The sequence below is a fragment of the Fortiea sp. LEGE XX443 genome (genome assembly GCF_015206815.1).
Lineage (GTDB): Bacteria > Cyanobacteriota > Cyanobacteriia > Cyanobacteriales > Nostocaceae > Nostoc_B.
On record NZ_JADEXZ010000076.1, the window covers coordinates 1 to 26,006 of the forward strand.

Here is a 26,006-nt window from a genome sequence, read left to right on the forward strand (position 1 = left end):
GGGCAGGGGGCAGGAGGTAGAGGAGAATTCTTCCCCCACTCAGCAACGCCAGTCGCCTCAACTGGGGGAACCCCCGCACGGCGCTGGCTCCTCAGCACGGGCTGAACGCCCCGCTACCGCTAACAGCACTCAGCACGGGCTGAACGCCCCGCTACCGCTAACAGCACGGGCTGAACGCCCCGCTACCGCTAACAGCACTCACTACCTATCACTACCAGAACGCATCAACTCCCGCCCATTACCACCGGTGGAAGTAGTGGACATGCGCCAAGAATTGCAGCAGGGGAATCGGTCAATTTTTAGTCGCGCCTTGCAAGAAGCTTTGGGACAATTGCAAGAAAAAGGACAACAGGGAATTTTATTTATTCATCGCCGGGGACATAGTACCTTTGTGTCTTGTCGCAGTTGTGGGTATGTGTTGGAATGTCCGCACTGTGATGTGTCGTTAGCGTATCACCATACAGAAGAAGGTGCGCCCCAATTATTGCGGTGTCATTACTGTAATTATGGGCGATCGCATCCGCAATACTGCCCCGATTGCAGTTCCCCTTATTTGAAATTCTTTGGTAGCGGGACTCAGCGCGTTACCCAGGAATTAGCCAAACAGTTTCCCCAGTTGCGTTGCATCCGTTTTGACAGCGATACCACCCGCAATAAAGGCGCACACCGTACCCTATTAACTCAGTTTGCTAACGGCGAAGCAGATTTATTGGTGGGGACGCAAATGCTCACCAAAGGTTTAGATTTACCACAGGTAACACTGGTGGGCGTTGTCTCCGCTGATGGACTGCTGCATTTATCAGACTACCGCGCCAGTGAACGGGCATTTCAAACCCTCACCCAAGTAGCGGGGCGTGCGGGGAGAGGTGATGAACCAGGGAGAGTGATAGTGCAAACTTATACCCCAGAACATCAAGTAATTGAAGCAGTTCGCACCCACGACTATCAATCTTTTTGCCAAGCCGAATTAGAACAACGCCAAGACTTAGAATACCCTCCCTACGGTAGGTTAATTTTATTGCGTCTCAGCAGCCTTGACCCCATACAAGTGCAGAATACAGCCCAAATCATCGCCACAACCTTGAGTAGTAAAGAAGGATTTGAAATACTTGGACCTGCACCAGCGGGGGTGATGCGGGTAGCGAACCGTTACCGTTGGCAAATCTTGTTGAAATTTAATCCTGATGAATTACCCCAGTTACCCGATTGGGAGGAAATTAGAGAGTTATGTTGCGATCGTGTCAGCTTGACGATTGATGTTGATCCAGTGAATATATTATGAAGTTGCGGCGTGGTGAGTGGAATTATGGTAAAAAAAGTAGCGATCGTTGGTGCTGGCCCTTGTGGACTGTTGTTAGCTCACTACCTATTGCGCCGTCAGGAAAAATACCAAATCGATATTTTTGATTTCCGTAGCGATCCGCGAACCATCTCATTCTCAAAGTCGCGCACCTTTTCTATAGTCCTCAGCCAAAGAGGAATAAATGCTTTGCAGCAAATTGCAGGATTAGAAGCAGCTGTGAAAGCTATGAGTTTAGAGGTAAACGGAGCAGTCATTCACCAAAGTAATGGCAAAATGCGGGTAATTAATCGACGGTATCAAACGTGGAGTCTTGACCGCACTGACTTGGTAATAAGCTTATTAGAACAGTTAACCACAAAAGGCGATCGCGTCAACATCCACTTTAACCATCAATGTACCCAAGTAGATTTTACCGCCAAGCAGGTGAAGTTTAAAAAAATTGAACCTGAAGCCGAGATAATTTTTGATTATGACTTATTGATAGGTGCAGATGGAGCGCGATCGGTAATTAGAGAGAGTTTTTTAGACACAGACAATTTTGAATGTGAACAAAAATACGCACCCAATGACTACAAATCTATTTTCTTACCAAATCCAGATCAACAATTAGGCAACAAATGGCAACCAGATAAAGTCCACTCTTGGCGGCTGGATGACGGTACAAACGTTTTATTGGTGTATCAGATAGACAAAAGTCTGAGTGGTGTCGTGGTTTTTCCTCACCAGAACAAAGCAATTGCTGAACTAACTACCACAGAAAAAGTACTCAGCTATTTCCATCAAAATTTCCCAGAAATTGCACCTTTAATTCCCTCAACAGAAGCCGGAGATTTTGTCAATAGACCTGTATCTAGAGTGCCAACAGTGCGCTGTAACCGTTATCATCATGGCGATAGTTTAATGGTGATGGGGGATGCGGCTCATGCAGTCTCACCTGCTCTTGGTCAAGGCTGTAATGCAGCACTAGAAGACGTGGTGATTTTTGATCAAATTTTGGATGAATGTGCTGATGATTTGCCTGTAGCTGTAGAACAGTTTACAAATCATCGTCAAGCCGATGGCAATGCTTTAGTGGAACTAAGTGATTATGCTTTCCCTAACTCGAAAAAGCTATTTTTTGAGTTGTTATTGAGGAATAATCTGAGTAAATATTTGCATCCAATCTTGCCGAAATTTTTCTTACCTTCATTATTTGAACTTGTAGCTGAAGGTAAACTTTCTTACTCCGAAATTTTAAACTTATATCAAGATTGGATATCTAGAGTTAAAAAATCAAATCACAGCATTTTATCTAACTAAGTACATAAGTAGGTCGGTGTTAAAAATTGTCGTTATGACAAGGCAGAGGGCAGAAGGCAGAAGGGAAGAGGTTTTCAATCTACTTTACTTTCCGTTACATAGTTCGGTTTATTTGCACCTTTCTACTTAGTTGAATAAATTTATAACGCAAACTCTGCGTACCTTAGCGTTTACCTCAGCGCTACTCCGCGTTTAAAACGGATAAAATTTAAACATTCTTGACAGAAACTTTAAAAAATCACTAAAAAATTGTAGTGAATGAACAGAGTAAGTCGAGATAGATGTATTGAAACTCAGTAAAATACTGCCAAATTGCTCACAAACTAATCGCCAAATAGTTCACTCTTATATCTAAAAATAATTAACTTTCGAGTATTAAATTAAATTGAGCGCGAAATAAATGGGACAAAGTTTTTTACAAATCGGCTTGACGCTGTGTATTGTCATAGCGATCGCCCCAATTTTGGGAAGATACATAGCGCGTGTATTTATGGGACAAAGAACGCTGCTAGATCCCTTAATGAACCCCATAGAACGCAGCATTTACCTGTTAGCGGGTATCAAGCGCAAAGATGACATGACAGGCTGGCAGTATATCCGGGCGATACTGTTCAGTAACATGATCATGGCTATCTTCGTTGGGGTGCTGATACGTTATCAAAAATTTTTGCCTTGGAACCCCAATGACTTTTTTGCACCGCGTTGGGATATATTACTGCACACCGTGATTTCCTTCGTCACCAACACCAATCAGCAACACTATACCCCAGAGACAACCCTGAGTTATTTCAGTCAAGTAGCCGCTTTAGGCTTTTTGATGTTTACCTCGGCTGGTACGGGGTTAGCGGTGGGGATTGCTTTCATTCGCGGTTTAACAAGTAAAAAATTGGGTAACTTTTATGTTGATCTCACCCGTGGCATTACGAGGATATTACTCCCAATTTCGGTAATTGGTGCGATCGCCCTCGTCTTATTAGGCGTACCGCAAACCATAGACAAAACACTGATTGTAGAAACCATCGAGGGAAGTACCCAATATCTTGCCAGAGGCCCTGTAGCTTCCTTTGAGATGATTAAAATGCTGGGTGAAAACGGCGGTGGTTTCTTTGCAGCGAATTCTGCCCATCCCTTTGAAAATCCCAATGGTGCGACTAATTTAATCGAAATCATCGCCATGATTTCCATACCCGCAGCCATGATTTTTGTGTATGGGATATTCGCCAAAAATCTCAAACAAGCTTGGCTGCTGTTTTGGATGGTTTTTACCGCTTTCGTGATTCTTGTTTGGGTTGCAGTCAGTGGAGAACTGCAAGGAAATCCCCTCATAAATAGTGCTGTGGGAGCAGAATGGCCGAATTTAGAAGGTAAAGAAGTTAGATTTGGGGCAATCCAAACAGCACTGTGGGCAGTTACTACCACATCCACAATGACTGGTGCTGTGAATGGGATGCACGATTCCTTGATGCCCCAAGGATTGTTTGTGACATTATTTAACTTATTTGTGCAGATTATTTGGGGAGGACAAGGTACAGGTACAGCTTACCTATTTATTTACCTGATTCTCACCGTCTTCTTAACTGGGTTGATGGTGGGGCGTACCCCAGAATTTTTAGGACGCAAAATTGAAAAGCGAGAAATCGTCCTCGCCAGCGTCGTGCTGTTGGTTCACCCCATCATGATTTTAATTCCCAGCGCGATCGCCTTAGCTTATCCTTTTTCCCTCTCAGGAATTACCAACCCAAGCTTTCATGGTATTTCTCAAGTAGTTTATGAATATGCCTCAGCCGCAGCCAATAACGGTTCTGGCTTAGAAAAATTAGCCGACAATACCCTCTGGTGGAATTTAAGCGCAGGTTTCAGCATGTTTGCAGGGCGTTATATCCCTATTATTGCCATTCTCTTGCTGGCTGATAGTATGTCGCGCAAACCAACTGTACCAGAAACACCGGGAACACTCAAAACTGACTCACTCCTATTCACCACAGTTACAGCTGGCATAGTCTTAATTTTAGGGGTATTGACATTTTTTCCCGTTTTAGCCTTAGGCCCCATCGCCGAAGGATTTAAACTAGCATCTGGTAGCTAAGAAGAGTGCTGAGTTGAAAGTCACCGAAGTTTGCCCGGAGGGAAACCCTCCTTGCAACTTCTCGCTGAGTGCTGAGTATTTAATACTCCCCTGCTCCCTTTGCCCCCTGCCCCCCTTCCTAATATGAACCCCGTGGCACCTACCCCTAAATCTAAAAGATCGCGTCCGAGCGATCGCCGCCAAGCCCGTAAACAAGCGAGAATTAATACTAAAGGAATTTACCCCAGGGCAATCAGGGATGCTTTTGTCAAGCTGAATCCCAAAGCTGCCATCAAAAATCCCGTGATGTTTTTGGTGTGGGTTGGCACACTCATTACCCTAACCGTCACGATTGCTCCCAACTTATTTGGCCCCACCCAACAGCGAAATCCCCAACTGTTCAACGGTATACTTACAGGGATTTTATTTTTTACAGTGTGGTTTGCTAACTTTGCCGAAGCTGTAGCCGAAGGACGTGGTAAAGCCCAAGCCGATGCGTTGCGATCGACTAAATCAGAGACAACAGCTAAAAAACTCGCCCCCGATGGCTCAATTTCAGAGGTTCCTTCCACTAGCCTAAAACAAGGTGACAATATATATGTTGTCGCTGGCGATACCATCCCCGCCGATGGGGAAGTAATCATGGGTGTCGCTTCGGTAGATGAATCAGCCATCACTGGAGAGTCTGCACCAGTTCTCAAAGAATCAGGCTCAGATGTCGCTAGTTCCGTCACAGGTGGAACGCGCATCATCTCCGATGAATTAATCATTCGCATCACCGCAGATCCCGGCAAAGGCTTTATTGATCGGATGATTGCCTTAGTAGAAGGGGCAGAACGCAGCAAAACACCAAACGAAATCGCCCTGACAGTTTTACTGGCAGTTTTAAGCTTAGTATTTCTGTTTGTTGTCGCTACATTGCCAGCATTCGCTTATTACGTCCAAAGTCCTATTAGTGTGCCAATTTTAATCGCTTTATTAGTGGCATTGATTCCCACCACCATCGGTGGCTTACTTAGTGCCATTGGGATTGCAGGTATGGATAGAGTCGCTCAATTTAACGTCATTGCCACCTCTGGACGAGCCGTGGAAGCTTGCGGCGATGTCAACACCCTAATTTTAGATAAAACCGGCACAATTACCCTCGGCAACCGTTTAGCAGAAGAATTTATCCCAATTAACGGTCATTCTATGCAGGATGTGGCTTATATTGCCTTAATAGCCAGCATATTTGACGATACACCAGAAGGAAAATCCATTGCTCGACTTGCAGAAAGATTGGGCGCACGATTGGATTTTGATCCCAACCACGCCGAAGCGGTAGAATTCTCTGCCAAAACCCGCATGAGTGGCACAAACTTAGCCAATGGAAGGGAAGCCCGCAAGGGTGCAGTTGGAGCAATTAAAGGGTTTGTTCTTTCCCGTAACGGCCAAGATAGCCTGGAACTAGATGCTGCTTATGAGCGAGTTTCTCAACAAGGAGGCACACCTTTAGCAGTTTGCCTAGATCAGGAAATCTATGGTGTTATCTATTTAAAAGATATTGTTAAACCTGGCATTCGTGAGCGTTTTGCCCAGTTACGCCGCATGGGTGTGCGTACTGTCATGCTCACAGGAGACAACCACATTACCGCATCTGTAATCGCCCAAGAAGCCGGTGTGGATGATTTTATTGCCGAAGCCACACCAGAAGATAAAATCAGCGTCATTCAACGCGAGCAAGCAGAAGGCAAACTGGTAGCCATGACAGGCGACGGGACTAACGATGCTCCCGCACTAGCACAGGCAAATGTTGGTGTGGCAATGAATACGGGGACTCAAGCTGCCAAAGAAGCAGCCAACATGGTAGATTTAGACTCTGATCCCACCAAACTCATCGATATTATAAGTATTGGTAAACAACTGCTGATTACCCGTGGGGCATTAACAACATTTTCGATCGCTAATGATATTGCTAAGTATTTTGCAATTATTCCAGTAATTTTTGCAGCTGCTAATCTGCAAAGCCTAAATATTATGAATTTGACTAGCACGAATTCGGCTGTGCTATCGGCATTAATTTATAATGCTGTGATTATTCCCGCTTTGATTCCCTTAGCTTTGAAAGGTGTGAAATTTCGACCCTTGACAGCTAATCAATTGCTACAACGTAATATTTTAATTTATGGCTTAGGTGGGGTGATTGCACCATTTATTGCCATTAAGTTGATAGATATGTTGATTACAGCAGTGGGGTTGGCTTAGAAAGGTAAAAGGCAAAAGAATAAAATTTTTAATTTTTTCCCTGTTATTAGGGGAAATTTTCAGAGAAATATGAATAAAGAGCAGATGGATTTAATGCAGGCGATCGCCTATATTTGGTCACAATGGCGGAAACAAAAATTTCTGCTTGTAATGTTTATTGTAATGTGCCTAAGTTTAGGAATTTCTCGTGTAGTTTATGCGGCTACCAATAGCACATTACAAATTCAATTTACTTGGGCATATGGCGTTTTAGGAGGAGTAATTCTGGGACTGATAATTTACTTATTTGCTGTTGTTTTTCAACCAGAACGCTTTTAGAAATTTAGCCCTCAGAACTTTTTATTATGGTAATTATTAGAGAAACTCTCAGAGCAATTCGGATGACTTTGATATTATGGTTGCTAACAGCACTTATTTATCCTTTAGCAATCCTAGTTATCGGTCAAGCTTTCTTTCCTTTTCAAGCCAATGGCAGTATCGTGGTGAATATAGAAGATAAGCCCATCGGTTCGACTTTAATTGGTCAAATATTCACAGGCGATCGCTATTTTCAAGGTCGTCCTAGTACAGTACGATATAGCCAAGGCAGAAAGGCTAGACCAACTGGTATATCTGGTTCTAGTAATCTCGCTCCCAGCAATCCAGAGTTGCTCAACCGCGTTATCGAGCAAGCAAATCAATACCAAGAACAAAGTATTCAACCAGTGGAAGATTTAATCTATGCTTCTGGTTCCGGTTTAGATCCACATATTTCTTTGAAAGCAGCCAGGCAGCAATTGTCACGGGTGGCTAGTGCGCGTGGTATCCCAGAAGATGAAATCTTACCTTTACTTAATAAGTACACTGATGGCAGATTTTTGTGGATTTTTGGTGAGCCAGGAATTAATGTTCTGCGCTTGAATTATGCACTTGATTTGCAAGATATTAATCGTAAGCTTAATTAGTGAAATGAAGTGTGAAGTATGAAATAATAAATTTCATGCTTTAGTATTCATAGATTATAGTCTTTCTTAAACGCAGAGGAACGCGGAGGTAAACGCAAAGATAGGCAGAGTTTTGGCGATAAATTTAGGCAATCATGTTAAATAACACTAATCCTGCTATTTATCCAGTACGCCGAGGGAAACATAAAATCTTTATAGGTATGGCTCCGGGTGTGGGGAAAACCTACCGCATGTTAGAAGAAGGTAAAGCGCTCAAACAGGAAGGAATTGATGTAATTATTGGGTTGTTAGAAACTCACGGACGTAAAGAAACGGCTGAAAAAGCAGAGGGGTTAGAAATCATACCCCGAAAGGAAATTTCTAGAGGTGGGTTGACGCTGACGGAAATGGATACAGAGTCCATTTTACAGCGATGTCTGACGACAAGCCGCTACGCATCTACGTCACAATTAGTGTTAATTGATGAACTCGCTCATACTAATGTCCCTGGTTCTTTACGGGAAAAGCGCTACCAAGATGTAGAAGTAATTTTGGCTGCTGGTATTGATGTTTACTCGACAATGAATGTGCAGCATTTGGAAAGTCTCAATGACTTGGTAGCAAGGATTACGGGAGTAGTTGTCCGAGAGCGTGTCCCTGATAGGATTTTAGAAGAAGCAGACGAGGTTGTAGTAGTAGATGTTACACCAGAAACTCTCCAAGAGCGGCTATTAGAAGGGAAAATTTACGCACAACCAAAAATTCAACAAGCATTAGATAACTTTTTTCAGCGCCGTAACTTGATTGCTTTACGAGAATTGGCTTTGCGAGAGGTAGCCGATAACATCGAAGAAGATGCGATCGCATCTACTCCTAATGGGCAATTTTATAACATCCATGAACGAGTTTTAGTCTGTATATCTACTTATCCCAATTCACTACAATTGCTGCGCCGCGGTGCAAGATTAGCCAATTACATGAATGCGCCGCTTTATGTTGTGTTTGTTGCTGATCCCGATCGCTTCTTGAGTAAGGAGGAAACCTTACACATACACAACTGTGAAAAGCTGTGTCAAGAATTTGCCGGGACTTTTATTCGCGTCACCAATAGTAACATAGCCCAAGCGATCGCCGAAGTTGCAGAGAAATACCGCATTACTCAGATTGTAATTGGAGAGAGTCAGCGATCGCGCTGGCAAATCTTAATCAAAGGTTCGTTAACCCAAAAATTGGTTCGCTTATTAAAAAACATCGATATACATATTATTGCTAGTGACAAACAATCTTCAGCTAAAATCTGAGCATTGCTCAGTTAAAAATATACAATCTGTTGTCATGAAAGTTAAGAATATCAGCATTAAGAACATCAAAGTTCAACAACATACTATCTTAGAAAATATTTTTAATTTAGCTTCTAACCCCACACCAAACACTGATCAAATTCAAGAAATAACCCACATTTTAACTAGAACAGTAACAACAATTGAAAATATCTGTTCTAAGCTACAAATAACACCAGCAAACCTCACTAATTCATCTCGTCAAATTTATTCTTGGTTCAAGTTTCTCACAGACGAACAAAACCTACAGCTTCACCTAAATAGTACTTATCGCGTGCAACAAATAATTCAACAAATTCTCTCAGCACACGGTCAAGATGTAGTTAAGGTCATGATTACATTCACCAATTTAGCAGGATTATACCAAGGTAAAAGGTCTAGTGAAGTTATTTTGCTCAAGATTAACGAAGGTTTTATTAATGCGTCTGAAGAAGTTTTACAAGCATTAGTGCAATGTACTCTTTTTGGTAAAAGTAAAGAAAGTACCAAACTTATTCGAGCATTTGCTAGTTCAGAAGAATATAGTTCTGTTCTCCTCGATTTGGATTTAATTACGGAAGCGATTGCAGAAAATCCTCAAGGTAATTTTTATAATTTAAATGAATTGTTTGACAAACTCAATTACGAATACTTTGCCGCTCATCTTGTCAAACCACGGCTTGTATGGAGCCAAATCAAAACCTACCGTAAATTCGGACACTATGAGCCAGCTAGGGATAGGGTAGTTATTAGTACAACCCTTGATAGTGCTAATGTCCCAGAATTTGTTGCCGGGTTTGTTTTATATCACGAATTACTCCATAAACACCACGGCACAAAGTGGGTGAATGGTAAACGAATGGTTCACACCACGGAATTTCGCACTGATGAGAAAAAGTTTAAATTATACGCAGAAGCAGATGGATGGTTAAAAAAATTAACATCTAATCGGAGTTTATAAAAAACTTTCGCCTCGGAAAATCCTACCCTATCGAGGTTTCATCCTTTCACTCCAAATTTAAGTATGTTTGGGGTTTTTTATGATGATTTTAGTAGTACAATTGTTCTAGTTACAGACCTCTGAACGACACTTCGGCGACGCGAAGTTTAAACGAGATCAATACTATGATGACACCATTACAGGGTATAGTTGCAACCCAAGTGAACTCTCAAACAATCACCCAATCTAAGTTTGAGCAATCTACTGAATACAAAGCTCATCACTCAAAGAGCGTTAACGTCGAAAGTTCGGCTTTTCAAAGGCTGGCTGATGTTACTAAAGCAATTCTGCATCATGCCTTTTGGTTAGCTGAACAAAAGAAACAACTTTCTTTACGAGACTACAAACAGCTACTATTAGAATACGGTTGGCAAGGCGAAGAAAAGCGATATCTAAAGATTGCAGCGGCGTTTGAGAAATTTTCGCCTCAGGATGTCGCCCAAATTGAGCCGAGAACCATCTATCAATTAGCAGAAAACAGCAAAAAGTACCAACAAGTCATTAATCAGCTACTAGATTTAAGCATTATCAATCAAGAAAGTGTGCGTTCCTTGATTAAAAAGCAGCGTACACCCAAAATAGCACGGGATAAAAAACCCAGTATTTGGCGACGGACAAAAAATGGTGGTAGATATTGTCAAATTCCACCAATTCATGAGCCTTTAGAGCAGACTGGTATAACTTTGCAACGCATGATGGATGAGGAAGGATTGAGCGCCCAACATATTGTTGCAGAAGCGATCGCATTACGACAAGCATATAAACAGTAAACCAAAAAGGGCGTTGCATAAATGCGAAATGATTTTTTGGTAGTTCTCTCTCAAAAACCTCTTCTTCTTTAGAGCATCGATTCAATAATCAAAAACCTAACCCCCTAGCCCTCTACCCTCTCCGACGCAAAGAGGGCAGGGGGAGAGGTTCTTTCAGCATTACTGAATTGGTGTTCTAGGAGACGCTGCTTATTCACATTTATCCCAAATACTGAAAATATTAACTTACTCAGTTGAAACTGAAGATATCACGGATAAAGAGTCTTTCTTATGCTTGGGTTGATAATTATTTGGTTAGTCACAGCTATCAGCTTTTTGATTATTTCTCGACTACCGATAGGAGTAGAAATAGACAATTTTGGTAAAGCCTTAATTACCGCCGCAGTTTTTGGGATATTGAATGCACTCTTGTTCCCGGTTTTAATCTTATTCACCTTGCTATTTATTATTCTGACTTTAGGCTTATTTTTCTTTATTCTAAATTCAATTATCTTTAGTTTATTAGCTGCTATAGTGCCTAAGTTTAACTTAAGATAAGGCTTTTGCAGTGCTTTGCTTGGCTCACTTGCTTTGGCAATAATTAATTCTATTCTTTTGAGACTCATAGCACCGCTTACCTGAGCAAAACAGCGAATATTCCACGGCGTGTGGGAACACGCATATTACCTGAGATATCAGAACCGTCGCGCTGAATATCTCAATAACTGGTGGAATGTGGTGAACTGGCCGGAAATTAATAGAAGAGTGCAAGCCGTATCACAACAACAAAGCTAGGAGGTATGCCTCTATGAGAAGCTTATTGATGAAAAATCCCGTAGTCATAGGGGCATTTTGGATAGCTGCATATATTGTCATTATCCTATTACCTCTATTGATACTACTGTTATACCCACCTACACCAAGTAATGGACGTAGTTTTTGGCTGGAATTTTCTGCTGCTTTGGGTTTTATCGGTTTAGCAATGATGGCAATGCAATTTGCCCTAACTGCCCGCATTAACCGTATAGAAGCCTCATATGGTGTTGACTTAATTCTGCAATTTCACCGCTACACCTCAATAGTTGCATTCTTTTTCATCCTGGTTCATCCCATAATTCTGTTCATTGATAACCCAGAGACACTGCAATTATTGAATTTTATTGAAGCACCGTGGAGAGCTAGAGCAGCAGTTATTGCTACTTTGGCGCTCATTGCAATTATGGTTACTTCCATTTGGCGGAAGCAGCTGAATCTTCCCTACGAACCTTGGCGGATAGCTCATGGCATCTTAGCGGTGATTATTTTGGCATTTGGTTTAGGACATGCCTTGGGTGTGGGTAACTACCTGGGACTGTTTTGGAAAGCAGTTATCTGGACTGGTATTGCCCTAGCGGCTTTGTGGTTGCTGATTTATGTCCGCTTGGTTAAACCTTATTTTATGCTCAAAAAATCCTATCTAGTGCAAGAGGTCATCCCTCAACGGGGGAATGTTTGGAATTTGGTTTTGCGTCCCAGAGGACATGCAGGAATACATTTTCAACCTGGTCAATTTGCTTGGCTGACTTTAGAAATCTCACCGTTTAGAATGCGGGAACATCCATTTTCTTTCGCTTCTAGTGCAGAACATTTAGATCGCATTGAATTTGGTATTAAGGCTACAGGAGATTTTACCAACACAATAAAAGATGTCAAACCTGGCACTAAAGCCTTTATAGATGGCCCATATGGAGTTTTTACCACAGACCGCTATGAAAATACAGCTGGATTTGTTTTTATTGCTGGCGGTATTGGTATCACACCAATTATGAGTATGCTTGTTACCTTAGCAGAACGCAAAGATGAACGTAGATTACTACTTATATATGCAAATAAGACTTGGGAAGATGTAACTTATCGGGAGGAAATTGAAGAACTGAAGGATAAATTAGACTTAACCGTAATTCATGTGATTAAAGAACCTCCAGAGGATTGGTCTGGGGAAAGTGGATATGTTGATAAAGAACGGCTGAAACGCTATATTCCTAAGCGTCCTGCAACTCGAAATTACTTTATCTGTGCTGTACCAAAAATGATGGATCAGGTAGAGAAAGCGCTGCACGAACTGGAAGTACCTGTAACTAATATCCACATGGAACACTTCGATCTTGTTTAACTCAATTAGCATGATGCGTCAGTTATGGGTTTATGTCGTGTTGCCAAGTTTGCTTCTGTAGTAATTGTTTCTATCTTATTGGTTTGGGTGTTGTCTCCCGCCATCATCGTACCGCCTGCTGACCCTGTTGAGGCAGTGACAATTTATGTCACAGACTATGGTTGGCATTCCAGACTAGTTTTACCCACTGGCAACAGTAAATTAATCCAGTATGCTTACGGTGATTGGAATTATTTTGCGTTAAACCAGCAGGACTTGAGAAATGGAGCGGCGGCACTTTTACTACCAACTCAAGGCACTCTCGGTAGACGAAAATTTAGCAATATCGCCGAACTTCAGCAGATAATTCAACAACACGATCACAGCCTATTAAGTTTAGAAATATCGCAAACGAAAGTAATTCAATTACTGAAATTATTAGATGAACGTTTTAATCGCAATGTGGCAACAAGCATCGAAAATTTCCAAACAGGTTTAACCTTAGTCAAAGATAATCAAGAATATACATTATTCCACAATAGCAATCACGAAATTGTTAAGTGGCTAAAAAGTTTAGATTGCCAAATTTATGGTTTTGTGATGTGGGCTAATTTTCAGGTAAAACATTCATAATATACATTTATTTTTTTATGCGTTACAGTATCATGCTGCAAGTTGTCGCTACAATAACTTTTATTTTTCTCGGAACTGCGGCTTTATTTGCCTGGTTACAATATCGTCCAACACCAGAAGAAACAAATACACAGAGCAGAATTTCACATATTCCTATTTTTCAGCACAAATAGAGAAGTAGTAATTATCAAGGAGATTATGCAAAAAATGAAACCAAAAAATAATTTAATTGCAGAAGCTTGGACACTACTAGAAAAGTCAATTATTTATTATCATAATCATCCTATTGGAACAGTAGCAGCATTAGAACCAGGGTTACAAGCAGTAAATTATGACCAATGTTTCATTCGCGATTTTGTCTTATCGGCACTGGCTTTTTTGATTAATGGTAAACCAGAAATTGTCCGCAATTTTTTAATAGAAACGCTGAAATTACAGAGTCATGAACCTCACATAGACTGTTTCCATCCTGGTGCAGGATTAATGCCAGCCAGTTTCAAAGTAGTGTCAAAAAATGGTGAAGAGTATTTGACTGCCGATTTTGGAGAACATGCGATCGCTAAAGTTCCACCTATTGATTCTTGCTTATGGTGGGTTATCTTACTTCGAGCTTATGTCAAATCAAATCTACGGGCGATATTTCACTTGCCCATCAAGCCGAATTTCAACAAGGCATCAAGCTAATTTTAGAAATGTGCCTTGTCCATCGATTTGCTATGTATCCAACAATGTTAGTTCCTGATGGCGCTTTTATGATTGACCGCCGTATGGGTGTATATGAACATCCTCTAGAAATTCAAGTGCTGTTTTATGCTACTTTACGCGCTGCCAAAGAACTTCTTTTGCCAAATGATGATAACGCTTCCTGTATTCATAAAATAAATCAACGTTTAGCACCCCTTACTTATCATCTACGAGAATATTATTGGATTGATCTAAATCGATTAAATGAAATTTATCGCTTTAAAGGTGATGAATTTGGTAAAGAAGTAGCAAATAAATTTAATATTTATGCTAACTCTATACCTGCTTGGTTAATTCAATGGATACCAGATGATGGCGGTTATTTAGTAGGTAATCTCGGTTCTGGGCGCATGGATTTTCGTTTTTTTACTTTGGGAAACTTAATGGCTATTATCACATCTTTAGCCAGTAATCAAGAATCTCAAAGTATTATGAATTTAATTGAGAAACGCTGGGATGATTTAGTGGGATACATGCCGATGAAAATCTGCTTTCCAGCACTTGAAGGGATAGAATGGCAAATTGTTACAGGATGCGATCCTAAGAATACTCCTTGGTCATACCATAATGGTGGAAATTGGCCAGTTTTACTCTGGTTACTGATAGCAGCAGCACAAAAAACAAATCGTATAGAAATTGCCCATAAAGCCATTAGTGTTGTAGAAAATAGATTATTTGAAGATAAATGGCCAGAATATTATGATGGCAAAAATGGTCGATTAATTGGCAAAGAAGCCAGAAAATATCAAACTTGGACTTTTTCTGGTTTTTTAGTAGCAAAAGAGCTAATTTCAAATCCCATATACTTAGAATTACTTAGCTTTGATATGGAATAAATGAATTTTTAAGTCAGGACTTACAATAACAAACCGCCTTCTCCGCGAGAGACTTTCGCTAACGTTTGCAGAAAAGAGCTTGTCGCTGGATATCACAATGTGTAAGAAGTCAAGTATGCAACCAGCAGTGCTTTAAGTTCTGCGTAAAGAGCTTGACGTTTGTTCTCATCCTGTTTTAGAGCATTCAATAGTAAAGCGTTGTAAGTGCGGTGAACTGTTTCTGCGAGGAGTTCACTTTTTTCTACGGCTAAGTCTGGGTTCCACTTGCGGAAAAAAGCAGCTAATTGTTGTACCAATTGCTCGTTAAACTTGTCGTTAAACAGTTCAAATAATTCTGGTGCAACAAAATATTGCATGTAGACAACGCGTGACATGGGATCTTGAAAATATCTGGCATAGGTATCCACCATACCATCAATAAATTCTGCTAACGAATGCTGCTTGTTTAGTGATTGCAATATCTCAGCGTTAATTGCTGTCACCCGTTCCATGTGCAGTGCTTCTAGTGCATGAAAAATAGCCAGTTTATCTGGAAAAAACTGATATAGAGAACCAATAGCCGTGTCTGCTTTCGCCGCAATTATATGGGTAGTTGCTGCTTCATAACCTACTTCCGCAAAAACTTCTGCTGCTGCTTGGAGTATTTTCTCAACCCGTTGCTGACTCCGCTTTTGCTTGGGTTGACGGCGCATTAGTGTTGGCTCAGGTTGGCTCATAGCTATAGTTCTTGACAAATATGAATAATCTGTCGTATTTTTAAATCAAACATGAAAGTTTTGTCACAATTTTAAATTAATGCTTTCGGGATGATCGCGATCGCCATCATCCCACATATCTGATTAGGAGACTTCTATGACAGCGATTCTTCCTGGCGCACCGTGGTTAATTGCCCATCGTTCCATGCTAAGAATTAACAAACCTTATAAAGTTGCGCTCAACGGACAAGATTATGTCCTGTGGCAAAATCAGCAAGGTGAAATTTTCGCCCTCGATAATGTTTGTCCTCACATGCAAGCACCTCTGTCTGATGGTTGGATTTGTCAAGAACGAGGTACAATCGCCTGTCCTTTCCATGCGTTGGAGTTTGACGGACAAGGAAGAATGTATCAGTCGGATAAAGTGGGAAACCAACCCCTAACAAATCCTTTGGAACTGATTATCAAAGATGACTGTATTTGGACATATGGTGGTTATGTTCCGAAAATTCCCGTACCAAATCTCATCTCCAAAGTGAGCGAAGGCATGAGCTTTGTTGGTGTAGCAGGTGAAAAAAGTATTGGTGGGACTTTTTTAGATAACTTGTCCATTAATTATGACTACAATCATCAGAGTGGCACACATCGGGACTTATTTGGCATCAAAGCCAATCGTATTCCAGTGTTTGAGCAAGATGGATATTGGGCTAAGGTTGTGCAAGAACTAGACCGTGAAGATAGTACCTGGAATGATATTCTCCGTAATCCTGTTATTTTGACTGCACCTAAAACCTACACCGGAATTTTAGAGTATGCTTTCCCCGCACTCACAACCTTTCGCACCTCTTTCTTGCTCGGAGAAATTTTGCAAGTGCATGTGTTGTATCCAGAAACGGAAAATCAAACTAAAACTTTTGTCTTGGTTTACAGCAAACCCAAACATCCAGTTATTTTACCATTGTTGAGACGTTCAATGTTAAGTGCAGTCACAACAGTTGTGGAACAGGATACACGCGCCATTGAAACTTCTTATCCTCGGCAGAGAGCAAAGATTCGGCTACCAAATGAGGAAATTATGTTTCATGCTCAAAAGCTATATCATGATTGGTAAGACTGAATGATTAGCTGTTTATATGCAAAATTCTTTCACTGCTGTCTTTGAAAAAATATTAGATATTGCCCTGCCTTAAAAATTGAAAATTGGTAATATCGGTTCTTTAAGAAGATGTAATTTCCAAGTCGTTGTAGAGACATTTCATGCAATGTCTCTACACAATTCATTTGGTACTAAAAATATTAGAGTTAAAATTTAGTGCAAAGTAGATACAAATGGCATCTGATGTAAAACCTAAATGAGTTCTGTAATATAATCTTTCAGAAATTCAACTAACTGTTCTTTACTTATTTTGTTTTCAGCAACTTTTATTGTTAATTCATACGCTGGTTCTGGTGACATATTCAGTTCATAATCATTCATATTCAAAAATGTCACCATAACATCAAAAGCAGTACGCTTATTACCATCTACAAAAGCATGGTTATTATTGATATGAAATAAGTATGCTGCTGCTTGTTCAACAATTGTAGAATGTAAAAGCTCTCCTCCAAAAGTGGCTTGGGGTTGATAAATAGCTGAATCTAGCAAGCCTTCATCACGTATACCCAGTGAGCCACCATAAAGGTTAATCTGCTTACTATGTATACTTAGCACATCTTGTTTTTCAATGAACTTAGGACTATGCAAGATTTCTATATACCCAATCCCATTTTTTTGTAGATGCTAAAGAAATTAGCATAGCTTCTGACTCTTTAGGGGTAATATCTTCTTCTATATCTAATGACTTAACAAAGTCTTCAGTGAGTACATCAAACTGTACACTAACTTTAATTATTGATTTTATTACGTGTTTTCTAGTTTCTGCTAAAGTATATGTCTCATCCTGTGGATAGGTTAAGGAAGAAGCTTCTTTTTTAATTATCTTGTATGTATTTAGAGCGGCCAAAATAAGGTCTATAAAAACTTCTCTAAGTTTATTGTTTTTTATAAAACTAAACTCAGAGCATTGATCTAAAATTTCTTTAATTAGAAAATTATATCTAACAAAAAGTAGAACTGATAATTGATCTGGTTGTGGGTTTTCCTTCAATTTGTTAACCAGCTTAATAACTTTATTCAGTTTATACCGTAGCTGTATTACATCCTCTATAAGTTTACTGAGGGATATCAACCCACTATTTTCCAACTCAATTATTTCTGCAATTATTTCATCTTGTGGGTTAGCACTATTTAGGCATTTTTCCAGGATTTTTATCCTTTCCTGAAAGCTGGTAATTGTTTCTTGCGGAAGAATCAAGCTGTTTACCATCTTTTTTGTACCTGGCTTATAAGATAAGCTACCTTCTCTAAAATCAATTTAACGGAATTTCCCAAAAATTGCATAAAATCAGAGCAAAAACTCTGCGTACCTTCGCGTTTACCTTAGCGATACTCCGCGTAACGTTGCATTAACCTCAGCGTACCTTCGCGTTAAAAAGCTTAACCCTCCAAGATTTGGCGTGCAAACTCTATGGCCGCTTCTGCTGTTGCAATCTTCCCCTCAGCTTGAGCGACGGCTATTTCTGTCAGTAGTTCCCCCACAACTGGCGATGCAGGAATATTTAATGCTACCATTAGATTTTTACCACTTACTAGTTGAGTGGGATGAGCGACCAGATCATCAGGGTGAAGGTAGCGGCTGATCAAAGGTGAGTAAACCAATAACGATTTGTCGCCTGACATCGCCCCTACCAAAGTATCTTGTGCTACAGCTAATACTGCTACAGCAGGAAATGTATTACCAGCTTCTTGGAACAAAAAATACTGTTCTCGCAAAGACATATTACTAGATTTTAACTGCGGGAACAGTTTAAGAGCAGTGGTAACGGCACGAATTTCTGCACGGCTATAAGTTAGTGCTTGTAACTCGATTTCTGCAACTTCGGGATGAGAATTTACAAGACAAGCTAGTTTGGCTATACCTAACCAGGTAGTTTTAATAGTGTCACGCAAGTATTGTTGTAATTCTACACTTAGTTGCTGCCAATTTTTGGCGAGTATGGTGGCTGCTGTATCAACAGCCGCGAGTTGATGAAAGCTTGCGGCTGTAGCGTGTTTAAAGAAAGACGCGAGTAACTCATCTTTCCCTGCATTAGCTAACCAAGGAGTACCTTGGGGACTAGCTAAGAGATAACCAATTTCTGTCCGTACTCGTTCTGCTGCTACTTGAGAAAGGCGTGATGCTAAAGCGCGAATTGTCGCTTGGGTAGTTGGTTCAATGGTAAAACTCAGTTGGGCGGCTTGGCGATAGGCTCGCATTAACCGCAAAGGATCGTCTTCGAGGTTGTCTGGTGATATCATCCGCAATAGACGCTGTTGTAAGTCAGCACAACCTTGCAGTGGGTCGATGATTTCTTGAGTGTGGGGATTATAGGCGATCGCATTCACGGTAAAATCCCGTCTATGCAGGTCAGTCTCTAAACTATCGCCTTCTTGTTGAGCAAAATCAGCTGTTGCTTGAGAAAATACCACACGGGCAATTTTGCGTTCTGCGTCGAGTAAAACAAAACCAGCTTGATAATGTTTAGCGATCGCTCTAGCTACCTTCACCGCATCAGATGGTATCACAAAATCAAGATCCCAATATTCACGAGTTCTGCCAAGCATGGCATCCCGCACCGCACCACCTACCATGTAAGCTGGTTTTGGTAACCATTCCAAGCTAAAAGGCCACTTTTCCGGCGCGAGAATCGAACTAACAGAACTGTACATTGTAATAAAAATCAACCCGACAGTTAGTGAAGAAACATTGTGCTTACGCTAGATTAGCAATAAAGCTTCCTGGAGTTGCTTGTGTTATGTGTATTTGCGTGAACTGCCACTACGTAGACCGTTGTGTAACCTATCATGCCGTAGAAGCGCAACACCAACAACCTCATTTAACTGAAAACCCGACTTTTGATCCGAATGAACCTTCCATCAATGTCAACATCCGCACCAAGGAGGATGTCATTGAAATGGAATGGGATGTTGTTGGCTGTCTCAGCTTTAAGCAAGAAATGGGTAAGTGGGCAAAATTGCGTCCAGGTGAACTTGTACCAACTTGATGCAAAATGTCATTGCGAATGGAGAGAAGCGAAATGAAGCAATCGCAGGAGCCTTGTGATTGCTTTTCTTCGCTCACGATGAAGTGTTAAGTTGAGCCTAATTTACACCAACTACAAGATACGTAAATCTATAAGGCTGGTATTATGTACGCACTAGCACAGACATCTAGAAGCGAAGGTATCAATAAGTTTAATGTAAATTCTCCTCTAGGGTATGAATTTTGGAGTCCGATTTTACGAGGAATTGGCGGTGGTATAGTAACGTTTTTTCGTCAATTTGGACAAGGTGCAGGAAAAGGAGTAAAAAGTATTGTTGGTAAAACAGGAGAAGCTGGGGGAAATTCAGCAGGAATTCGCTCGCTGGCAATTAGCCCAGATGGACATACTTTGGTAAATGGAAGTGGTGATGAAAGTATTAAAATTTGGCGAGATAATTAGTTTTTATGGTTTGTACATGAGCTAGTAGCGACTGTCAGCTAAAATAAAAAGGGTAGTAATCCTTGAAAGTGATGAATATTAGTATTGACATGCCTGATGAGGTGCGAGTTTATGTAGAAGCGCAGATGATTGCAGGTGCTTATAGCAGCATGAGCGAATATTTTCTAGATTTAGTACACCAAGACCAAAAACGCAAAGCACAAGCGAAGTTAGAAGCACTTTTGAAAGAAGGTATTGATTCTCAAGGGCAGGAAGTAACACCGGAATATTGGCAGAATTTGCGTTCTACCGTTTTAGGTCAGAACAGCATGGATAACGCAAACAACAAATGAACTATCGGTTAATTGTCAAAGACCGCGCAACGCAAGATTTGCGACATCTGGCAAATTATTTATTGATAAATAGAAATGCGGATGTAGCAGTTAAATTCTTAAGTGCTGCGGAAATGACGTTTGCTCAGTTGCAAAAGACTCCTGGTATAGGAAAAGTAACGCAGTTGGTGGTATCAAGATTGGGAGAAATCAGACAATGGCGCATCAAAGATTTTCCAGATTACCTGATTTTTTATTCTTTTCAGAATGCTACTATTGAGATTCTTCGGGTATTTCATGGAGCAAGAGATTTAGCAGATGTGCTTAGTGAATTAGACGAAGAGTTTTAACTTTGTCCATATTTAGATGCGGTTGCCCTGGGGATATTATTGTTCACGAATGCTTTAGGACTACTATGTTATGGTTAAATAAATATTACATCAACTCTAATAAAATTAATATACTTAATCACTTTGACATCGCTATTAACCAATTTTCCAGCAAATAAATACGCTTTATCACTGCACACCACCACACCAGAATTAGGGTTAGCTATTAGTAATTTTGCTGGTGAAACTCGCTCAAATGTCTGGAATTTGGGGCGTGATTTATCTAGTTATATACATCAATATTTAATTGATTTTATTCAACCACAAACTTGGTCAGATTTGGCGTTTATTGCCGTTGCTAAAGGGCCTGGCGGTTTTACAGGGACTCGTATTGGTGTAGTCACCGCACGCACTTTAGGACAACAGTTAAATATTCCTGTATTTGCGATTTCAACTTTAGCTGCGATCGCTTGGTCACAAAAAAGCGATAATCAAAAAGTAATTGCCATAGAAATGCCAGCACAACGAGGTAAAGTCTTTGGTGCTATTTATCAATTGTTACCAGACGCTTCTGGAATCACAGCCTTATTTCTCGATACAGTACTGACAACAGAAGCATGGCAAGACACTTTAGCGAACTGGAATACTGATTATCAGCTAATTCAAGCACAATCTGGGTTAGCAGCAACTGTAACAAGTATTTTGGAACTTGCCTATATAGAATGGCAACAAGAGAAACGTCCTGATTGGTCAGAGGCTTTGCCTTATTATGGGCAACATCCAGTAGAGATTTAGTTATGGAGGTCAACGTCAAACTTTTTTTGCGCTATTATGATAACGATTATCATTATTTTGAAGTATGGTCAGTTCTTTTCTCCTAAGTAATCAGGCAGAATTAATTACACAAATTTTTGACTGTAACCTCTAACCGTTCGGCTGACGCTCACGGCGGAAGCCTGTAACCTGTCACCTATCTCCACCCATGAATTTTATTGTGTCCGACTACTTATGACTCAATTAACTGCACCAAATTCAAACCCAAATTTATATGTTTATGGCTATACCGAACATTATTGTTGTTGCTGGCTCATCTGGGGCTGGAAAAACTACCTGGATTTGTCAACAAATACAAAATATTACCTCTGTTGAAAAACTAATTTATTTCACCCCTGGTAATGGGAATGTTCCCATTGACCAAACCCGCATCGCTACAGAATTTCCTGGTATGCAAGTCTTTGGTGATGGTCAGGAAGTTGAATTTTTCAACCAAATACCTCAAGTAGATGCAGTTTACATCGAATTGGGGTTTTACTTGGAGTTGGGAGCGATCGCACAAATATTAGATAATCTAACTTACCGTGCCATAGCAGTTCTACCACCAGACTGCAAAGACTCCGAATACCATGCTTGGGCGAACGAAATTGTACACGGCGCACCAAGCCAAACCAGTACTACTAAAACTTTATGGCGGGTAGCAAGCAACGGTCAAGTTATTGACGAAAACAGTCTAGAAGAATTTTGGTACGAAATCACCCACGATGCCTACGGTATTGTCACCCGCGCTAAAGGAATTTTTGATGTTAATGATGGAAGGTCACTTTATTGTGATTTTGTCGCTGGCGTTCCCCAAACAGACTTTTTGGAATTAGACCTACCACGCCACTTAGAAGGTAGACCCCAGCGTTTCAGTGGTTTAGAAGTGGTGGGTAAAAATTTGGATGAAACAGTTTTAAAACAAACCTTATCAGATTGCTGTTTATCTGACGCTGCGATTGTGCAATATCAACAACAAGTAAAAGAGATTTTATTAGAAGGGGAAACAGTGTGAATATAGCTGTCATTTCATGTATTCATGGCAATTACGAAGCCTTGGATGCTGTATTACTAGATATTGACCAGCAAAAAGCTGAAAAAATCTTTTGTGTTGGCGATTTGGTAGGATATGGGCCGCATCCCAATGCAGTAGTCGCCCAAATTCGTGCTTTAGATATCCCCACCTGCGTCGGCTGTTGGGATGAGGATATTGTGGAAGGTTTGAACGCTTGCGATTGTAGTTATCCCTCTTTATTAGCCGAAAAAAGAGGAATACAGGCTCATGAGTGGACTAATAAAGAAATTAACCCAGAAAACCGCGAATTTTTAGCCGAGTTACCCTACAGCCTCAAAGAAGCGAATTTAGCTTTTGTTCACGGTAGTCCTCATAACAACCATGAGTATTTGTTACCTGAACTGGATGCTTTTGTGGCACTAGAGCGAGTACTTTCCACAGATGCAGATGTACTTTTTTGCGGTCATACTCATGTACCTTATGCCCGGACTCTTGATGCTGGTCAGCTACAAGTTAGTGTTGGTAGAGGGGAAAATGCACAGCAAATCAGCTTTGCATCGCCTCTCAAACGAATTGTGAATGTAGGTTCAGTCGGAGAACCCCGACATGGGCGACCGAACGCTACTTATGTGATTTACGACACCGATAGTCAAGAAATTAAACTGCGGGAAGTCTCTTACGACTATCAAAAAACCTGTGCGGCGATTATCGAAAAAGGATTACCTGCGATTTTTGCTTGGCGTTTAGCACATGGGTTGGAGTATGCAGAACGAGCAGATGACCCGACTCATGTTTGCACAAGGTAATTCCCCTACCCTCTTCCTCCGCGTCCCTTTGTCTTGAAAAGTTTCCTACGTAGGGAAACCGTCCTTAGAACTTTTCGCTGCGTTAAAAAAATTATGAATAAATGGGCAATTTTAAGTGGAATAGAAGCTAACTTGGCGGCTTATGAAGCTGTGATGGCAGACATTAAGCGTCATGGTGATAAAGTAGAAGCTTTGTATATTTTGGGCGATTTGGTGGGGCCAAGACCAGAAGCCGAGAAATTAATAGAACGAGTGCTTAACCCTCGTCGGGGAGAATTAGAACCCCTGATTTGCAAGGGATGGTGGGAAGAACAGTGTTTTATTCTGCATGGAGTCGCTGCGACTGGGGATGCTCCTGAACTTATAGCAAAATATGGCGGTGATACTGTTGAGATGTTATGGCAATGTGTCTCTCGTAAGACAGTACAATGGTTGCGATCGCTCGATTTTGGTTTTTTTGAATTAGATTGCTTGTTAATCCACGGTTCAACGGTAAGTGTGGACGAAGAATTGACCCCAGAAACTCCCCCAATTCAAATGCTTGATAGACTGTCGCGGATGCAAGCGAATAATTTATTTTGCGGTCGTTCTGGTTTAACTTTTCAGTATCAACTGCAAGCTGGCTCTATTACTAGTGGACTAACTACTCTTGATAACCAAATGTCTTCACAGACTGTTACCGTTACACCGCGTCAAGTAATTGGGGTGGGGAATGTGGGACGCACAGCAGGTCAAGCTACTTATACTTTTTACAATCCTGGCACAAATCAAGTGGAATTTAAGACTGTAGATTACGCCGATAGTAAGGGATTTCAAAGCCAGCGTAAGAGACATCTCAGAAAATAATCTTTCTATGGATTTTGTGAGTTATTGTTACCCAAATATTTAGCTTTTAATTCTTCTAACTCTTTATCTATTTCGCTATTACTAGTAGGCTGAAATGTTGGATTTGGTGGCTGTACTTGATTTGGTTGAGATTTTCCAGCCATAAATTGAGTTTTTAATTCCTCTAGTTCTAAATCAACTTGGCTAGGTGTGTTGCTAACAACGGTAGGAGGTAAAGTAGGTGATAGTTGAATAATAGGTTTTACAGATATCAGTTGCGTATTGGGTACTGGTGAGTGTTGATTTAAGTCTTGCTGAACTTCATCCACGGTTTGGTAGCGTCTAGCTGGGATACTTTCTAGCATCTTATTCAAAACACGATTTAAATGATTACTAACGGGAGCTTTTAAATATTGCTGCCAAACCCAAGTATCATGGTTAGTATCATAGGAGTCGAATGGCGATCGCCCAGTTAATAAGTTAATACAAGTAGCTCCCAAACTATAGATATCACTGGCAAACATTGCTTTACCTCTGATTTGTTCGGGAGCCACATATTCAGGACTACCAATACTAGTGCCAGTGCGATTTAAGTCTGAGCCAATTGCAGATTTAGCAGCACCAAAATCTACTAAAACTAGTTTGCGATCCTGCTCACGTAAAATAATATTTTCTGGTTTAATATCGCGGTGGATAACTTGTCTTTCATGGCAAAATTTTAATACTGATAATAAATCATTTAATAATTCGTAAATCTGCGTTTCACTAAAAGTACCATTTTGTGATAGCTCCTGCGCTAAATTTAGCCCATTAATAAATTCTTGTACCAAATACTGTCTATCATCTTGAGTGAAATATGCTAGGAGTTCGGGAATTTGCGGATGTTTACCCAATTCATCCAACTGCACTGCTTCTTGGTTAAATAACTCCACAGCTTTTTTTACTGTGTTTGTACCTTGGGCTTGGGGATAAAATTGCTTAATTACACAACGCGGTTTTGATGGTTTATCTTCATCTACCGCCAAAAATGTTCTGCCAAAACCACCTTGTCCTATCGGCCGAATGGCGCGGTAGCGTTCTTTAAGGAACAACTTAGAACCACAAGTTGTGCAGAAGTTAACATCAGCAGGATTTTCAGGCTTGAGACAACGGGGATTAAGGCAGTAGCTCATGTTGCTGACTGAAGGATACCTGTCTTTATTGTGCCTTGTCCTGAGCCGAAGAGAATTTATTGTCGTTAAAAGGTAAGGATTCAGGTCTAATATTGAGGAAGTAAAGAAGGGCGAAACTGAGAATTATTAGAGTCAGCAATTAGAGCTTGTGCAAAAAAATCAACAACAGACTTACCTTGACGGCGACAAGTCTGCACCACCGTCAATAAATTG

At 40.7% G+C, this 26,006-nt stretch carries 25 protein-coding genes and 3 pseudogenes; 23 read left to right on the plus strand and 5 right to left on the minus strand.

Translation table 11 applies throughout. The features are described 5' to 3' along the window. The 14 genes and pseudogenes from priA to IQ259_RS22155 all read left to right on the plus strand — a co-directional run. A partial coding sequence (priA, locus tag IQ259_RS22090; RefSeq protein ID WP_228014700.1) for a primosomal protein N' occupies window positions 1–1,282 on the plus strand: 1,282 nt, incomplete at its 5' end. 24 nt (window positions 1,283–1,306) lie between these two features. After that, on the plus strand, window positions 1,307–2,602 hold the full coding sequence (locus IQ259_RS22095) for an NAD(P)/FAD-dependent oxidoreductase (RefSeq protein WP_193888181.1): 1,296 nt from the start codon (window positions 1,307–1,309) through the stop codon (window positions 2,600–2,602). Window positions 2,603–3,002: 400 nt separating this feature from the next. Then, entirely contained in the window at window positions 3,003–4,688 is a 1,686-nt protein-coding gene (gene kdpA / locus IQ259_RS22100) for a potassium-transporting ATPase subunit KdpA (RefSeq protein ID WP_193888182.1), read from the plus strand. A gap of 123 nt (window positions 4,689–4,811) precedes the next feature. Next, window positions 4,812–6,911, plus strand: coding sequence for a potassium-transporting ATPase subunit KdpB (gene kdpB / locus IQ259_RS22105; RefSeq protein ID WP_193888183.1), 2,100 nt, complete (start codon window positions 4,812–4,814; stop codon window positions 6,909–6,911). A gap of 69 nt (window positions 6,912–6,980) precedes the next feature. Beyond that, window positions 6,981–7,229 carry a potassium-transporting ATPase subunit F gene (locus IQ259_RS22110; protein ID WP_193888184.1) on the plus strand — a complete coding sequence of 83 codons (249 nt, stop codon included), beginning with the start codon at window positions 6,981–6,983 and terminating at the stop codon, window positions 7,227–7,229. A gap of 26 nt (window positions 7,230–7,255) precedes the next feature. After that, window positions 7,256–7,855 (plus strand): K(+)-transporting ATPase subunit C, encoded by a 600-nt coding sequence (gene kdpC, locus IQ259_RS22115; protein ID WP_193888185.1) that lies wholly within the window; start codon window positions 7,256–7,258, stop codon window positions 7,853–7,855. A gap of 134 nt (window positions 7,856–7,989) precedes the next feature. After that, the gene (locus tag IQ259_RS22120; RefSeq protein WP_193888186.1) at window positions 7,990–9,135 is read left to right on the plus strand and encodes a universal stress protein; all 1,146 of its coding nucleotides are present in this window, start codon (window positions 7,990–7,992) and stop codon (window positions 9,133–9,135) included. A gap of 34 nt (window positions 9,136–9,169) precedes the next feature. Continuing rightward, on the plus strand, window positions 9,170–10,114 hold the full coding sequence (locus IQ259_RS22125) for a M48 family peptidase (RefSeq protein ID WP_193888187.1): 945 nt from the start codon (window positions 9,170–9,172) through the stop codon (window positions 10,112–10,114). Between the two features lie 164 nt (window positions 10,115–10,278). Further along, window positions 10,279–10,923 carry a hypothetical protein gene (locus IQ259_RS22130; RefSeq protein WP_193888188.1) on the plus strand — a complete coding sequence of 215 codons (645 nt, stop codon included), beginning with the start codon at window positions 10,279–10,281 and terminating at the stop codon, window positions 10,921–10,923. A gap of 270 nt (window positions 10,924–11,193) precedes the next feature. After that, window positions 11,194–11,544 (plus strand): annotated as a pseudogene (locus tag IQ259_RS22135) (phage holin family protein). Window positions 11,545–11,568: 24 nt separating this feature from the next. After that, a pseudogene (locus tag IQ259_RS22140) lies at window positions 11,569–11,697 on the plus strand (Fe-Mn family superoxide dismutase); the annotation flags it as partial. 28 nt (window positions 11,698–11,725) lie between these two features. Further along, window positions 11,726–13,054, plus strand: coding sequence for a ferric reductase-like transmembrane domain-containing protein (locus tag IQ259_RS22145; RefSeq protein WP_228014701.1), 1,329 nt, complete (start codon window positions 11,726–11,728; stop codon window positions 13,052–13,054). A gap of 24 nt (window positions 13,055–13,078) precedes the next feature. Next, a complete protein-coding gene (locus IQ259_RS22150; protein ID WP_193888190.1) occupies window positions 13,079–13,666 on the plus strand; it encodes a DUF2459 domain-containing protein in 588 nt (195 codons plus the stop codon). A 207-nt stretch (window positions 13,667–13,873) separates the two neighbouring features. After that, window positions 13,874–15,246, plus strand: a pseudogene (locus tag IQ259_RS22155) (glycoside hydrolase 100 family protein). Between the two features lie 92 nt (window positions 15,247–15,338). Here the strand turns inward: IQ259_RS22155 and IQ259_RS22160 are convergent. Continuing rightward, window positions 15,339–15,962, minus strand: a complete 624-nt coding sequence (locus tag IQ259_RS22160) for a TetR/AcrR family transcriptional regulator (protein WP_193888191.1) — start codon at window positions 15,960–15,962, stop codon at window positions 15,339–15,341. A gap of 136 nt (window positions 15,963–16,098) precedes the next feature. Between IQ259_RS22160 and IQ259_RS22165 the strand changes: the two genes are divergently transcribed. Continuing rightward, the gene (locus IQ259_RS22165; protein ID WP_193888192.1) at window positions 16,099–17,052 is read left to right on the plus strand and encodes a Rieske (2Fe-2S) protein; all 954 of its coding nucleotides are present in this window, start codon (window positions 16,099–16,101) and stop codon (window positions 17,050–17,052) included. A 237-nt stretch (window positions 17,053–17,289) separates the two neighbouring features. On the opposite strand, the gene IQ259_RS22170 is transcribed toward IQ259_RS22165, so the two are convergent. The 3 genes from IQ259_RS22170 to IQ259_RS22180 all read right to left on the minus strand — a co-directional run bounded on the left by IQ259_RS22170 (window position 17,290) and on the right by IQ259_RS22180 (window position 19,749). After that, a complete protein-coding gene (locus tag IQ259_RS22170) occupies window positions 17,290–17,685 on the minus strand; it encodes a type II toxin-antitoxin system death-on-curing family toxin (protein ID WP_193888193.1) in 396 nt (131 codons plus the stop codon). Continuing rightward, a complete protein-coding gene (locus IQ259_RS22175) occupies window positions 17,678–18,295 on the minus strand; it encodes a hypothetical protein (RefSeq protein ID WP_193888194.1) in 618 nt (205 codons plus the stop codon). The genes IQ259_RS22170 and IQ259_RS22175 overlap by 8 nt, the downstream gene beginning before the upstream one ends. A gap of 182 nt (window positions 18,296–18,477) precedes the next feature. Next, window positions 18,478–19,749, minus strand: coding sequence for a CCA tRNA nucleotidyltransferase (locus tag IQ259_RS22180; protein WP_193888195.1), 1,272 nt, complete (start codon window positions 19,747–19,749; stop codon window positions 18,478–18,480). Between the two features lie 86 nt (window positions 19,750–19,835). On the opposite strand from IQ259_RS22180, the gene IQ259_RS22185 reads away from it, so the two are divergent. The 8 genes from IQ259_RS22185 to IQ259_RS22220 all read left to right on the plus strand — a co-directional run bounded on the left by IQ259_RS22185 (window position 19,836) and on the right by IQ259_RS22220 (window position 24,642). Beyond that, entirely contained in the window at window positions 19,836–20,084 is a 249-nt protein-coding gene (locus tag IQ259_RS22185; RefSeq protein WP_193888196.1) for a Ycf34 family protein, read from the plus strand. A gap of 144 nt (window positions 20,085–20,228) precedes the next feature. Then, a complete protein-coding gene (locus tag IQ259_RS22190) occupies window positions 20,229–20,522 on the plus strand; it encodes a WD40 repeat domain-containing protein (protein WP_193888197.1) in 294 nt (97 codons plus the stop codon). 71 nt (window positions 20,523–20,593) lie between these two features. Then, window positions 20,594–20,854, plus strand: a complete 261-nt coding sequence (locus tag IQ259_RS22195; RefSeq protein WP_193888198.1) for a type II toxin-antitoxin system ParD family antitoxin — start codon at window positions 20,594–20,596, stop codon at window positions 20,852–20,854. Continuing rightward, on the plus strand, window positions 20,851–21,183 hold the full coding sequence (locus tag IQ259_RS22200) for a type II toxin-antitoxin system RelE/ParE family toxin (protein ID WP_193888199.1): 333 nt from the start codon (window positions 20,851–20,853) through the stop codon (window positions 21,181–21,183). The genes IQ259_RS22195 and IQ259_RS22200 overlap by 4 nt, the downstream gene beginning before the upstream one ends. 123 nt (window positions 21,184–21,306) lie before the next feature. Next, on the plus strand, window positions 21,307–21,957 hold the full coding sequence (tsaB, locus tag IQ259_RS22205) for a tRNA (adenosine(37)-N6)-threonylcarbamoyltransferase complex dimerization subunit type 1 TsaB (protein WP_193888200.1): 651 nt from the start codon (window positions 21,307–21,309) through the stop codon (window positions 21,955–21,957). A gap of 259 nt (window positions 21,958–22,216) precedes the next feature. Then, on the plus strand, window positions 22,217–22,990 hold the full coding sequence (locus IQ259_RS22210; protein WP_193888201.1) for a GTP-binding protein: 774 nt from the start codon (window positions 22,217–22,219) through the stop codon (window positions 22,988–22,990). Continuing rightward, a complete protein-coding gene (locus IQ259_RS22215; RefSeq protein ID WP_193888202.1) occupies window positions 22,987–23,796 on the plus strand; it encodes a metallophosphoesterase family protein in 810 nt (269 codons plus the stop codon). Before IQ259_RS22210 ends, IQ259_RS22215 begins: the two co-directional genes overlap by 4 nt. A gap of 93 nt (window positions 23,797–23,889) precedes the next feature. Further along, window positions 23,890–24,642 (plus strand): metallophosphatase, encoded by a 753-nt coding sequence (locus IQ259_RS22220; protein ID WP_193888203.1) that lies wholly within the window; start codon window positions 23,890–23,892, stop codon window positions 24,640–24,642. 5 nt (window positions 24,643–24,647) lie between these two features. Here the strand turns inward: IQ259_RS22220 and IQ259_RS22225 are convergent, their stop codons facing one another. Further along, window positions 24,648–25,793 (minus strand): serine/threonine-protein kinase, encoded by a 1,146-nt coding sequence (locus IQ259_RS22225; protein ID WP_193888204.1) that lies wholly within the window; start codon window positions 25,791–25,793, stop codon window positions 24,648–24,650. Between the last annotated feature and the right edge of the window lie 213 nt (window positions 25,794–26,006).